The 13,374-nt window shown below is 46.1% G+C and carries 10 protein-coding genes; 4 read left to right on the forward strand and 6 right to left on the reverse strand.

What is annotated here, in order from left to right; translation table 11 throughout:
- From Q0605_RS06270 to Q0605_RS06295, 6 genes are all read right to left on the reverse strand, one after another.
- Positions 1–1,863, reverse strand: a 1,863-nt coding sequence (locus Q0605_RS06270) for an FTR1 family protein (RefSeq protein WP_298705190.1), incomplete at its 3' end; no start/stop codon positions are given.
- Between the two features lie 219 nt (positions 1,864–2,082).
- The gene (locus tag Q0605_RS06275; protein ID WP_298705192.1) at positions 2,083–3,186 is read right to left on the reverse strand and encodes a c-type cytochrome; all 1,104 of its coding nucleotides are present in this window, start codon (positions 3,184–3,186) and stop codon (positions 2,083–2,085) included.
- Between the two features lie 2 nt (positions 3,187–3,188).
- Positions 3,189–4,448, reverse strand: a complete 1,260-nt coding sequence (locus Q0605_RS06280; protein WP_298705194.1) for a cytochrome bc complex cytochrome b subunit — start codon at positions 4,446–4,448, stop codon at positions 3,189–3,191.
- Positions 4,449–4,457: 9 nt separating this feature from the next.
- Complete coding sequence (gene petA / locus Q0605_RS06285) at positions 4,458–4,964, reverse strand: ubiquinol-cytochrome c reductase iron-sulfur subunit (RefSeq protein ID WP_298024154.1); 507 nt, start codon at positions 4,962–4,964, stop codon at positions 4,458–4,460.
- 746 nt (positions 4,965–5,710) lie between these two features.
- Positions 5,711–9,133 (reverse strand): cytochrome c biogenesis protein CcsA, encoded by a 3,423-nt coding sequence (ccsA, locus tag Q0605_RS06290; RefSeq protein ID WP_298705196.1) that lies wholly within the window; start codon positions 9,131–9,133, stop codon positions 5,711–5,713.
- 309 nt (positions 9,134–9,442) lie between these two features.
- Positions 9,443–9,934: a CreA family protein gene (locus Q0605_RS06295; RefSeq protein WP_298705198.1), complete on the reverse strand. Its 492-nt coding sequence runs from the start codon at positions 9,932–9,934 to the stop codon at positions 9,443–9,445.
- Between the two features lie 98 nt (positions 9,935–10,032).
- On the opposite strand from Q0605_RS06295, the gene Q0605_RS06300 reads away from it, so the two are divergent.
- From Q0605_RS06300 to Q0605_RS06315, 4 genes are read left to right on the forward strand one after another with little or no spacing between them, the layout of a single operon-like run.
- The gene (locus Q0605_RS06300; protein WP_298705200.1) at positions 10,033–11,403 is read left to right on the forward strand and encodes a phosphomannomutase/phosphoglucomutase; all 1,371 of its coding nucleotides are present in this window, start codon (positions 10,033–10,035) and stop codon (positions 11,401–11,403) included.
- A complete protein-coding gene (gene cmeU / locus Q0605_RS06305; protein WP_297880638.1) occupies positions 11,400–11,645 on the forward strand; it encodes a CmeU family protein in 246 nt (81 codons plus the stop codon). Before Q0605_RS06300 ends, cmeU begins: the two co-directional genes overlap by 4 nt.
- Positions 11,638–12,651 carry an alanine racemase gene (locus tag Q0605_RS06310; RefSeq protein WP_298705202.1) on the forward strand — a complete coding sequence of 338 codons (1,014 nt, stop codon included), beginning with the start codon at positions 11,638–11,640 and terminating at the stop codon, positions 12,649–12,651. Before cmeU ends, Q0605_RS06310 begins: the two co-directional genes overlap by 8 nt.
- Positions 12,648–13,361, forward strand: a complete 714-nt coding sequence (locus tag Q0605_RS06315) for a LemA family protein (protein ID WP_298705204.1) — start codon at positions 12,648–12,650, stop codon at positions 13,359–13,361. Before Q0605_RS06310 ends, Q0605_RS06315 begins: the two co-directional genes overlap by 4 nt.
- The last annotated feature ends 13 nt before the right edge of the window (positions 13,362–13,374 follow it).

Consider the following 13,374-nt stretch of genomic DNA (forward strand, 5'->3'; position numbering starts at 1 on the left):
CTGCGGCACAATGGTTTCATAGGTGGGATAAAGTCCGAGCAGATCAATGCTCGGTACGGGGATCGCCTCAATGACCGATGTGGAGATCACATCTGCCTCCTGCAGTTCCTTGAGTCCGCCGCCGAGGAAGGTGACCGCAAGGACAAACATGAACGCGCTCGTCACCTTGAAGAACGGACCGATCGGGATGCGCAGTGCACCGCGCTGCATGAGGAAGAAGAGCAGAGCAAGCGCCGCACACGCAGCGACAAAGCCGCCCCAGATCATATCGACATCGCCGATGGCATTGTTGAAGAGTGCCTGATAGAAGAGAATGACCTCTGCGCCCTCGCGATAAACCGCTAAAAACACCGTCCACCAAAGCATCTTGCTATCGCCAGAGCTTAGGCTGTTTGAAATTTGACCTTGGATATAGGCGCTCCACTTTTTGGAGCTTGCATTTGAAAGAAGCCAAAAGCCCACGTAAAATAACAGCACCACGGCGATTAACATCACCGCGCCCTCCATCACTTCGCGCGTTTGCCCTGCATTTTCGCTACCGAAGATATAATTCAGCCCGTAAGCCGTAGCGATACTTAGCACAACCGCGACGCCTAGAGCGCTGTAAACGATATTTAGGTGCTTTGAGTTGCCGGATTTTATAAGTAGAGCGATAACTGCGGCTACGATAATGAGCGCTTCAAATCCTTCACGCAAGATGATGATAAACGCGTATAAGAATAGATCCCAATTGCTTGATTTCTTCGTTAGCTCTAGGCTTTGGGTGAGCTGATCAAATAGCTTGTTTTGCGCCGCTACAATCTGCTCTTTGGAAGCACCCGCGCGCATAAGAGCCGAAATTTTATTAAAACTTGCTTCGGTGTCTAGCTTGAGTTGAGTATTTTTAGCACCGACGATATTTTCCATGCCGCTCTCTTCGTATTCATCAAAGTAGATATTGCCGCTCTCGTCGATCGCATCATCAACCTTGCCGCTCTCGTAAAGCTGCAAAACCTTAGCCATTTTGTCTTTGATATTTTGCACAATCGGCGTAAAATCCTTGCTCTCATCCTCGCTAGTATCGCTTTGAGCTAACGCAGTCTGTGGCGCTATGGAATAGCTTTCTTGCGGCAAATCATTTACGGCTTTTAATGCTAGATTATCTAGAGCGTTTATCGCTTCGTCAAATTTTGATTTGTCTGTATCCGCATCCTCGCGCAAGAGATTTCCTATAATTTGCTGGATTGATTGATCGGTCTGAGACGAGACATATTTTCGTACCGCCTCTTCTAGACGTTCGTTGCGGTAGATATCAAATTTAGCGCGATTTAGCGCAGCTTTTAGCGCAGCAGTGTCTTTCTTATCAAACGCAGCTTTAGCGTTATCCAGCTCAGCTTTAAATTCCGTATAGACGCTCATCCACGGCGAAGTTGTACCGGATGCTGCGGAATTCCCACCTGAGGCTGGCGCAGAAGTGCTGCCATCGCCTCCGTCTTGATACTCGGCTACGAGACGATGACCAGATTCGATCGCAGGCAGAACCTCGTCAATCTCGCGATTTAGATTATCGATCATAGCTTGGATCTCATTTAGAGGCTTTTCGGCTTTGATCGCTTTACGGATATCGCCGAATTGCTTCTCCATATCGTAGGATTTTTTCTGACTTAAATTTATGCGAATGCCGGCTTCTAAATTTTCAAAATGCCCGAAATACGCCTCTTGGGTTATCTTTCTGGCCTCCGAGTTATTGCCGTCTACATAAAATTTAACCGCCTGGGCAAATTTTTCTTTAATCGCCGCCGCTTCGGCGCGATAATCGGTCTGCGCCAGCAACATGCAAAATGGAAAAATAAGAGCCAAAATCGCAAATTTAAAAAATTTCATCTGAACCTTCTTGAGTTGAATTCATACATTAAATTTCAAAATTGAGTGGCAATTATATGTAGAAAAATCTTAAAAAGTAATAAAAAAAGCGGTTATCATAAAGCACGAAAGCGGCTAAATTCTCAATTGCAAGAGCTTTTTGATAGATAGAATTTAATAGAATTTAGGATATGGCGGAATTTTAAAAGGCAGTCGGATTTTGCTCCGACTGCTAAAATTTTAGTGAAGTTTCGACCAAATTTTGCTTTTCCAAAGACCTGCAAAAACAGAAAGGATCAAGAAATAAATCATAATATTTATGGTTGTAGCTTCACGCTCGGCTTTTTTGCTATCGCCTACGTCAGCCAGATACTCCACGACCTTGGCTTCAGCGTTTTCGTTCAAGCCTATGCGCGGCATCGAAGTGCCTGGAAGCTTCTTTTGCGTATCATTGATAAACTCGTGCAGATAGTTGGCGCCCTTAGAACGGATCATCATCGAAAGATCAGGAGGCGTCGAGCCCATATACGCAGCCAAGCTAGCCTTGTCGCCGGATGCAAAGAGCTTATCATATTTGACGTCGTGACATCTTAGACAAGCATCCTCAAAAACCGCCTTACTTAAAAGGAATTTTTTCTGCGCTTCGTTTAGTTCGGTGCCTTGCTTGATACCGCTAGCAGCAGCCTCAGAGGCGATTAGTTTATCCTCGCTAGGAGCGAGCGACTTTAGATAGGCTACGATATCGGCGATCTCTTGATTTAGATCACCGCCCGCACCGAAAAACCCGGGCATCGGAAAAGGTTTTTCGTCGCCAAATTTCTGATCTAGCTTAAGAGCCATGATCGGATCTTTGATGAGTGCAGCTAAGAATTTATCGGTGTATAGATAGCCTGCGCTGCTAAGATCCGGAGGATTGACGCCGTATGCGGCACTGGCGCTTGCCGCGTCCATAGGAGCGGGGATATTTGCACTTTTTACTCCATGACATGCGGTGCAGCCTGCATTTGTAAAGGTTTCAGCGCCTCGCACGGCATCGCCTTTGCTAAGATCGATTTTATTTATCTCGTCCCAAAAAAGCACCGTTTTATCTTGTTGCTCTTTCGCACTAGCAAGGGCTTTTTTAGAATTTTTTATCATCGTCTCATCTCCGCCCTTTTCTGCTGCGGCCAAAGCGCTTTCTGCTGCGGCTACGTTATGCGCAGCTAAAGCCGTATCGCCTGCTGCAAAATCGTAATTTACCGGATCTGTGTGCGGACTGAGCTTAGTATGAGCATAAGGCTCGATAAACCAGTATAAAATTCCCACACAAAAAAGCACTAAGATTAGGGTTCTTATCTCTTTCATGGCTAGACCCTCTTTCTTTCTGCGATTGTAATTAACGGAAGCACTACGACAAGCAATCCGATATAGATGATCGATAGGGCAAAGCCCCAGTATTTATTTTCGATACCGAGCTCCATACCGTCTGCGGGGAGCTTTCCGAATAGGCTAAGCAGAATCATGTCGATTACCAAAACCCAAAACCAAATGAAAAACGCCTTGTTTTTATGTGCGGGAGCTACTACGCCGCTGCGATCAAATAGCGGGATAAAAAATAGCGAAACTCCGGCAAATGCAAAGGCGATAAGCCCGATGTCGGCGGCCTTAAGCGGTCCTACGTCGAAGTAAAATCCGCGCAGAATTTCATATTCCCAGAGGAAGTACCATTCCGGATAGATATGCGTCGGGGTTTTGAGGCTGTTTGCTGGCTCGAAATTTATCGGATCCATCGCAAAATCGAAATGAAAGCCCACCAGATAAAAGAAAAATATCATAAAGATACTGACGTAGAAAAAATCTTTCGCCAAAAAGCCCGGCCAAAACGGAATTACCTTGCTTTCGCTAGTTTTTCCTTGCAGATACTTCTCGCCCTCGAGCTCAAAGTCAATTTCCTCGCCGTCTAGGTTATTTACATGCGGAAATCTAAGCGAATAAAAATGCACTGCCAGCACCGCAACCACCACGAGAGGCAGCAAACAGACATGAAGCATAAAAAATCGCGTTAGTGTTGGATCACTAACAGCATAATCGCCGCGAATCCATTCGACTATTGCATCGCCAACTACGGGAATTCCACCGAATAAATTCGTAATAACCATCGCTGCCCAGTAGCTCATCTGTCCCCATGGAAGCATATAGCCGCTAAAAGCCTCCGCCGAAAAGATGATGAAAAGCAGCATTCCGCTTACCCAAATCATCTCTCGCCCTTGCTTATACGAGCGGTAATAAATAGCTACTAAAGTATGAATGTATAGGATCAAAAATACAACTGATGCCGATACTGCGTGGATATGACGCCATAGCCAGCCGTATTCGACCTCTTTCATAATCGTGAAATTTACGCTATCGAACGCGAGATTTACATCCGGTTTGTAATACATCACAAGCATTAATCCACTTACGAACAAAACTATAAATAGCGTCATTAAAATAACGCCCATCGCCCAAAGGAAGCTGATATTTTTAGGAATCCAATACTCGCTTACCATCACCTTGAAAAATTTCGTTACGGCGAGCCTTTGGTCGAACCAATCCCAAACTCCCGTAGCTTTTCTGATATGTGCCATCTGCGCCTCCTATACTTTCTGCTTTAGGGCCTGGTATTCGGGACCCTCTTCGCCTAAAACGAGTTTCGTTCCGTCGATTTTAAAGGGCGGTATATCCATAGGGCGCGGCGGCGGACCGAACACGTTTACGCCGTTAGCATCGAAAATTCCGCCGTGACATGCACAGATGAATTGTTGCGTCGATGGCTTATAGCTGGGAATACAGCCCAAATGCGTACAAAGCCCGATGCAAAGCGTATATCTAGCATCCCCTACGACGACATCGCGGGCATCGTTTTTAGGCATATCGGCGGTCTTTTTAAGCACGAAAATCGGCTTTTTGCGCCACTGCGTTTGATAAAGCTCGCCCTCTTTGATCGGACTTAAATCTACCGTAGTGACGCCAGCGGCGCGCACGCTAGGAAGCGGATCCCACGATTTCTTCATCCCCACGAGTGCGAAAACGCCACCCACAGCGGCAACTGCGCCGAAAGTAAGCCCGATAAAGCCTCGTCTATCCTGTTTTAGATCAGACATCTTTATCCTTTCAAATTAAGAAATTGACAAGCATCAATTTTAGCCAAATAAAGATTAAATCAATATGATTATAAGCAGAAATTTAGCTTAACCTTGCAAGCTAAATTATATTTTAAGATAATTTTAATGCCTAGCGAGGCGTTTTCGCAGTTTAAAATTTTATAAATTTTCAAATTCTATCATATTCTATCATGGCGCGGAATTTAAAATTTTAAAATCTTGTCGCGCAAGAGTTGCTGCAACAAAGGCGTGCGAAATTTTAAAATTCGACGCCATAAATAAAATTTCATAAAGCGCGAGATTTTAAATTTTAAATTTAAAAATGAGCATAGAATTTATAAAATCAAATTTTAAAATTTCACTGCTCGGTCATGGCGGCAGTAGGGCAGAATTTTACGCTAGCGCGCTAGCTGAAATTTTAAAATTCTAGAATTCATCGAGCTTCCGTCGCATGAAAAAATTCCACTAGAAGTAAAATTTAAAACATTAAAATCCCATAGCGGTGCAAATTCTAAATCATTAGAATTTTACGACGTCTTAAAATTTCAAGCATCAAAAATTCTGTCGCGATGCAAAATTTTAAAATTTAGCGTAATCGCGAATCGTAAAATTCTATAAAATTCTGCGGGATTTCAAAGCCTAGCCAAAATTTAAAGATAAATTTCATAAATCCATAAAGCCTCGGCAAGCTGCGAAATCCGGGCGAAATTTCAAAATTATTATTCTAAAATTTGAGCCCCACCTATCTAAAGTCTAGCCGATTTGCCCGAGCGGAAATACGCCGCGATCGCAAGAGCCACCATCGAAGCGACCATCGCGTACGCCCAGCCCGGCACCGGAATACGCTCGCCGCTAGCGTAGGAGTGCATGCCGCTTAGGTAGAAATTTACACCAAAATAGGTCATTATGACGCTAAAATACGCAAACATCGAGGCTACGGCAAAGGCGAACTGATTATTGAGCTTAGGCATAAACCTAAAATGTACGACTACCGCGTAGATGAAAATCGTAATGAGCGCCCAGGTCTCCTTCGGATCCCAGCCCCAGTAGCGCCCCCAGCTTTCATTCGCCCATACGCCGCCTAGGAAGTTGCCGACCGTCAGCAAGCAAAGCCCTAGGATCATCGACATTTCGTTGATATGCGTAGCCTCCGTGATATTGCGCGCAATCTCGGGGTTTTTCTTATCGAATAAAAACATCACGAGGGTAAAAATTCCAAGCAGCATGCAAAGCCCCAAAAATCCGTAGCTTGCGGTAATTACCGAGACGTGGATCGTAAGCCAGTGCGATTTTAGAACCGGCTGGAGATTGGTAATCTGCGGATCGATGTCGCTAAGATGCGCTACCATCAGCGTTATGCCCGCCATTATCGAGGTAAGCGCCAGCGATATGGCAGATTTGCGCGAGAAAAATATTCCGCTTAGCGACAGCGCCCACGCGATGTAGATGAGCGATTCGTAGGAGTTGCTCCACGGCGCGTGCCCCGAAACATAGCCGCGTAGCGCAAGCCCTGCAGTATGTGCGATGAAAGCGACGATATTTACGACGTAAACTAGCTTAAACGCGCTGCCTAGGCGAAGAGCGGGCTTCATCATCCGCAAAAAGATAAAGATCAGAAGCAAAAATCCTGAGATAGTGTAGATCGGAAAGAGGCGAGAAAAAATTTTAGCCTTATTAAATAAAATTTCATATTTTATCGCGCTCTCGCTAGGCATCAGGCTCGCGCCGTTTTGCGCTTGGTATTTTTTGACGTAGCTTAGCATCTTTTCTGCGCCGCTCCAATCCCCGCTTCCTTGGGCATAAACTACGGACGAAACAAATATTCCCATCATCTTTTTAACTTCAGCAGATTCGTTTTGATCCAGCGCATCGCCTAGATATAGCGGCGAAAGCCACTCGTTATTTTTAGCGTTCTTAACCGGAATAATTCTAAAATAATCCCCCATAAATGCCGAGTAAAAGACGTTTACGCGCTCATTTACCTTGATGATCTCTTTATCTAGCACACCGCGATTGCCCAAAGGCTTGCGGTTGATCTCCTCGACCATTTTATCGAGCTTGTAGTAGCTCTCGCCGCCTTTAAATTCAAAAAAATCCATCATACTGGCGTGGCTTTGCTTCTCATCCATACCTAGAATTTTTTTAAGCTCTGGCTCGCTAACCTTGATAATCGGCGCGCGCCTCCAGTAGCTTTGATTTAGCATAAAAGAAAGCGCAGCGGCGTTGTGGTTTAAAATTTCGCCATTTGGTGCCTTATAGTCGTCGGCTCGGTAAATTTTATTTAAAAGCTCCCTAGAAACTGTATCAAAAGGCTCCATTCGCCCATCAAATCCCTGAATTACGAGGCTTGCTAAATCCTCACTAAATTTAGGATCAAATTTCGGCACGGCTAGCTCGCCTCCCATAGTAGAAAAATTATGCGGTGGGATGGAGTCTTGCTCCGCTGCAGATTCTTGCGAAGCGGAGCTCTGCTTGGAATTTTCAGCGGCGGAATTCTGCGCGGAATTTTGCGAAGCGGGATCTTGCACGCTAGCCGGGCTTTGCGGCGCAGAATTTTCTGCGGCTGCATTTGAGGCAGAATTTTGCGAAATAGAATTTTGAGTCGTGAAGTTTTGTTCGGCATTTGCTGTGCTAGGATACAATGCAGCCAAGCTCAAAGCCAATGCGCCTACTAATGCTAATGCCGCACCTTTAGTGCCGCGTCGCGATTTTTTGGTGCGTTTTGATACAGAGCTTTCTGTGGAGCTTACGGGCACCGAACTAGACGCCGAATTTTTAGAATTTACATCTTTTTCTCGAGCAAGATGCGTATTTTCGCTGATTAAGCGCGAGAGCTTGAAAAAGCGCGAGCCCCGGTTGAAAAAGTTAAAAAACATCCCTACGCAAAGCAAAAAATAACCGATGTAAGTTGGAACTTTACCGGGGTCTTTATTGACCGAAAGCACGGTACCACGCTCATCCGTGTCGTATGAGCTTTGGAAAAATCGGTATCCGCCGTAATCGAGCACGTGATTCATAAAAATATCATAATCAAAGCTCGTATTGCCGTCTTTTAGCGTGATTTCGCTTTTATATCCGGAGGGCGAATTGGTGCCTGGATAGCGATCCATCACAAAGTCGCGAAGCGCGATTTTAAAAGGCAGATGAAGCATCTTTGGCGCCAAGGCTACGATGAAATTCTTATCACCCACCTTGTAGCTAGCACCGTGCGAATCCCTAGGCACGTAGATTTCGCGACTCTGCCCCGCGAAGCTTAGCGTAGCTACTACGCCAGGCTCACCCGGTAAATTTGCAGCGACCGGGACGAATTTCTCGACCGCTGAGCTAAGCAGGCTAACAGGGGCGAAATTTATTTCGTCAAAGCTGTAAAGCAAGAGATTGCCTAGCGGATTATCCTCGTTTCTCTTAAGCGGTGCAGTGCTCATATCAGCCATTTTAGTGGCGTTTATATCAAGACTTGAGTTTAAATAGAATTTGCCGTCTTTGGATTTTATGTAGATGAAATTCTTACTTTTAGGCTCTGCATTAAAAGTGATACTAAGCTCGCCTATCTCCATGCTTTCGCCTGATTGCAAGGAGACATTTTGGCTGCCAACATTGTTTGAAAATAATAGTTCCACGCGCGCAGGAGCCTGTCCGGTCGGATCTTGCACCCATTTTAGCTCGCCGTGTTCTATTAGCTCTTTAAATTTTAAATTTGCGATCCTACCCTCTACGTCTAGATTGAGATCGAAGTTCATCCGTCCTGCGCCGTTTAAAAATTTGCTCTCATCGGCGGAGATAAACTCGCCGTCACTGCCTAAAGTAAGGAGCTGAACGACCTCGTCTTTAGTCGTTACGATCGAGCTCTCGCTGCCCTCTCTTATATGGATATTGCCCTCAAAGCCAAAATATCTCGTCAAAATCGCTCCAGCAAGCATAAACAAAAAGCTCGCGTGAAAGATTAGCGCAGGCAGAGTGCGAAGCTTAATCATGCGGTAGCGATAGATATTGTAGGTTAAATTTATTCCCAAAAGCACCATCAGCGCGCCAAACCACGCAGTAGAATAAACCATCGCCCAAGCTACTTCCGTGCCATAAGCGGTCTCTACAAAAGTAGCGATTGCACAGGCTAGCGCCAAAATCAGTAGCATCACTGACGCGCACTCCATACTAAAAAATGTCTTCATTGATTTCCTTTAGATTTACGAGGGTTTTCAAAATCGCGAGATTTTAGCAAAAATTGCTTAATTTTTCATTTTACGACTTGCAAGCGCGTCGTCTACTAGCGTAGCTCAAATATGCGTTAAGATGCTTTTATAAAGCGGTAAAATTCTCTTCTTAGGCATTCGCTTAGGAATTTAACGGCGCGGATAAATTTTGTAAAATGCTGCGGAATTTAGCGGAATTCTGTTAAATTTCGTGCGCCATCTCATCGTATAATTTCTAATTTAGAATTCCGCTGCGATAAAATTCTATCTTTGCGGAATTCCTTATTATTATTTTTTGCCTTGGGCATATGCGAGCTCGCACACGTCGCCCACGGCTTGGTGGCACGGGATCGCCGAGATCGAGTTATTGGGCGAGCCGTCAATCACTTTGTCTGAATAAACCAAATAGATTAGCGAGCCCTGCAGCGCATCGTAAAGCCTGACTACATGGGTCTTTTTGAAGATCAACGAGCTGCGTTTTTCAAAAATATCCTCTTTTTTCAGCTCCTCTTTAATGATGATTTTAGGCGCTGTCTGCACGCACGACACAGAGGCTTCGGAGCGGTCCTCCTCCACGCCGATGATCTCTTTGGCACCGCCTTTTTTGGCGTAAGAGACGTAGCAGGTCACGCCGTCGATCTTAGGATCTTTAACCGCGATAACTTCGATGCGATCGTCTTTGCCAAAAATTCTAAACGAAGTATTTACGCTACCTACGAGCTCGTAATCGCCCGCGCAAGCAAAAGCCGCTAAAATCGCTACTAGAATAAATTTTTTCATAACCATCCTTTGGAATTTTAGCGGCGATTTTATCATTTATAATATAAATATTAAGCAAGTTTTTATAAAATACCGCGATTTAAATTTAAAGGAATTTTATGATCGAAGATATCTTTAGAGAATACGATATTCGCGGCATCGTGGGTGAGGAGCTAAACGAGCGCAGCGTAAAAGCGATCGGCTTCGCGCTTGGCAAACATATCGCAAATCTAGGGCTTGAGCGCGTTAGCGTGGGATACGACGCTCGCCTTAGCGCGGATGAGCTTTTCGGCTATTTCGTAAGCGGGCTAAATTTCGCCGGGTTGCGGGTTTATAATATCGGCTTGCTACCGACACCGGTGGGCTATTTTAGCGTATTTACGCATAAATTTGACGCAAACGTAATGATCACCGGCTCGCACAATCCCAAAAATTACAACGGTTTTAAGATCACGATCGGCACGGATAGCTTCTTCGGCAAGGATTTGAAACGTCTGGGCGCGCAGGTGCGAGAGCTGATCGGTTCAAATTTTAAAATTCCAACCGATATAAGCACTCAGAAGTACGACATCTTAAGCGAGTATCTAGCATATTTTGAGAAAGAATTTGCGGCTCTTAAGGGCTTTGCCGCGCCTTTTATCATTGACTGCGCAAACGGAGCTGCAGGCGTTACGACTACTAAAATCGTCGAAAGGCTAGAGCTAAACGCTAAAGTTTTATTTCTGCAGCCAGACGGCAATTTCCCAAACCACCACCCAGACCCCAGCGAGGAGAAAAATTTAGCGGATCTTAAAGCTGCGATGAAGCAAGACGGCGTGGCTTTGGGCTTCGGCTTTGACGGAGATGCCGATAGGATCGCCGTGCTTACGCCGCGCCGCAATATCAAAGGCGACGAGCTAGCCTGCCTGCTTGCCCTAAATATGACCCATCCGCGCATCCTAGGCGAGGTCAAATGCTCGCAGGCGATGTACGATACCATCGATAAGATCGGCAAAAGCTTTATGGGCAAGACCGGCCACAGCAATATCAAAAAGGCGATGAAGGAGCTTGGTATCGACCTTGCCGCCGAGGTTAGCGGGCATATCTATTTTAAAGAGCGATATTTCGGCTTTGATGACGGCGTATATGCGATGATGCGCGTGCTTGAGCTCGTAGCTAAAGGATATGATTTAGACGCCGAGCTAGACAAGCTGCCGCGAGTTTTTAGCACCGACGAGATTAAATTTAATACGAGCGAGGAGGCAAAATTTAAGATCATCGAGGCTCTTAAAGCTCAAATCCACGCAGGTATTGCGGAGCTACCGCCCATCCGCGATATTATCGAGATCGACGGCATCAGAGTGCGATTTGATGACGGCTGGGCGCTCGTACGGGCAAGCAACACCACGCCCGTGATCGTAACTCGCTTCGAGGCCTCTAGCCCTGAGTTTCGCGACGAGATGCAGCGCGTATTTTTAGGTAAACTAGAAAATTTAAAGGATCAGAGATGAACGAATCTGAAAAGCAAGAGGTTGAAAAAAATATAAAAGAGCTTTTGGCTGCGAGAGCGGAATTTTTTAAATTTTTAGACGAGCGCGTGCCCAAGATCGCGGGTACCGACGTGTTTGATTTCGAGCGCGCAGGCGCGGCTAGCCTGAAGGAAGTTTATGCGAAATTCTACGGATACGACTACGCTGCGCGCAAGCTGCTGCCATATTTATACCGCACTTATGGGCTAAATTTCGATGTCTGAGATCATTTTAGATCGCGCCGCTTATGCGCACAATCTAGCGCAAATCGCCGCCAAAGTAGGTGGAGCGGAACGAGTATTTTTAGTAGCCAAGGATAATTCATACGGCCATGGCTGCAGGCTTTGCTGCGAGGAAGCGGCAAAGTTAGGCTTCGTACGCGCCGTAACGCGAAGTGCTGCGGAAGCTACGCAGATCGCGGATTTATTTGATGAAATTTTAGTGCTCTCGCACATTCCGCGCGGGGACGAGGATGAGCGGTTTTGCTACGCAGTAAATGATCTGAGCTACTTTGCGCGTCTTAAACGAGGGCTTAAAATTTATATCGCTGCAGATACTGCTATGCACCGCAACGGTATCGGTGCGAGCGAGTTAGATGAGGCGCTTAGGCTGTGTAAGGAGGGCAGATTTAAGCTTCGTGGCTTTTTCACACACTTTCGCGCAAGCGACGAGCTAAGTGGAGATTTTTTCGCACAAAGGCAAAATTTTATAGAATTTAAGCGTTTCGCGGGGCACAAAGCCGCCGCCGCGGGCTTTGAAAATTTAAAATTTCATTCGAGCAACTCCGCAGCTATCGAGCGAAGTGCGGGCTTTGAGGACGAATACGTGCGCGTAGGCATGGCGCAGTTCGGCTATCCGCAATTTGACGAGAGCCTAAATTTACGCCCTGTGTTAAAGCTCTATGCCGATCTGATCAGCTCGCGCGTGCTAAAAAAAGGCGAGCGCGTGGGCTACGGCGCAAAATTTGAAGCGCCGCACGATATGAGGATCGGCACCTATGATCTGGGCTACGCAGACGGGCTATTTCGCTACGACGGCGAGGGCGAGCTAGCGCTTGCAAGCGGGCAGAAAATGCTCGGAAAAATGTCGATGGATAGCTTCTGTGCGGAATTCGGTGGCGAGCGCATCTGCGTGCTGGACGACGCGCGGGTTTGGGCAAAGCACTTCGGCACGATCGAATATGAAATTTTAGTCAAATTAAATTCCAACATCCCAAGGAGATTTCAATGAAAGAGCTGCAAGGAAAAAATAACGAGCGTATAGGTTACGACGATAAAAGCTTATCCGCGCGAGGCGAGAGCTTTGGCGAAGGAGAGTATCCGCGCCAAAAAGGAGGGCTTCATATCTTAATCAAAGCCCTAATCGTCTTAGTGATTGCGGCGATTGCGTTTGCGATATTTGCAGTGCCGGTTTACAACAAGCTCGTAAGCAAAGATGAAGAAGTTAAGGCTGCGTGGAGCCAGGTACAAAACCAATATCAGCGCCGCGCCGATTTGATTCCAAATTTCGTAGAAACCGTCAAGGGCTACGCTAGCCATGAAAAAGATACCTTAGAAGGCGTTATAAATGCCCGCGCTAAGGCAACCGCTGTCAATATTAATGCAGAAAGTTTAGCGCAAGATCCGGAAGCGTTTGCGAAATTTAACGGCGCTCAAGGCGAGCTTAGCTCAGCCCTATCGCGCTTGATGCTGGTAGTCGAGCGCTATCCGGATCTTAAGGCAAATCAGAATTTCGCCGAGCTGCAAAATCAGCTCGAAGGCACGGAAAATCGCATCGCCGTAGCGCGCAAGGACTACATCGCCTCGGTGCAGGAATACAACAAGCTAATTAGGACCTTTCCTACAAACATCATCGCGCGCATAGTAGGACTAGGCGGCGCCAAACCTAGCTTTAGCGCTGATAGCTCAAGCCAAAAAGCCCCTAGCGTCTCGTTTAAATAACGCTAAAGGCGGC

Source organism: uncultured Campylobacter sp. (assembly GCF_938017705.1).
Lineage (GTDB): Bacteria > Campylobacterota > Campylobacteria > Campylobacterales > Campylobacteraceae > Campylobacter_B.

Coding starts and splice junctions, on each gene's coding strand:
- Q0605_RS06275 (WP_298705192.1), bottom strand. CDS start 3,186: ATGAAAGAGATAAGAACCCTAATCTTAGTGCTTTTTTGTGTGGGAATT.
- Q0605_RS06280 (WP_298705194.1), bottom strand. CDS start 4,448: ATGGCACATATCAGAAAAGCTACGGGAGTTTGGGATTGGTTCGACCAA.
- petA (WP_298024154.1), bottom strand. CDS start 4,964: ATGTCTGATCTAAAACAGGATAGACGAGGCTTTATCGGGCTTACTTTC.
- ccsA (WP_298705196.1), bottom strand. CDS start 9,133: ATGAAGACATTTTTTAGTATGGAGTGCGCGTCAGTGATGCTACTGATT.
- Q0605_RS06295 (WP_298705198.1), bottom strand. CDS start 9,934: ATGAAAAAATTTATTCTAGTAGCGATTTTAGCGGCTTTTGCTTGCGCG.
- Q0605_RS06300 (WP_298705200.1), top strand. CDS start 10,033: ATGATCGAAGATATCTTTAGAGAATACGATATTCGCGGCATCGTGGGT.
- cmeU (WP_297880638.1), top strand. CDS start 11,400: ATGAACGAATCTGAAAAGCAAGAGGTTGAAAAAAATATAAAAGAGCTT.
- Q0605_RS06310 (WP_298705202.1), top strand. CDS start 11,638: ATGTCTGAGATCATTTTAGATCGCGCCGCTTATGCGCACAATCTAGCG.
- Q0605_RS06315 (WP_298705204.1), top strand. CDS start 12,648: ATGAAAGAGCTGCAAGGAAAAAATAACGAGCGTATAGGTTACGACGAT.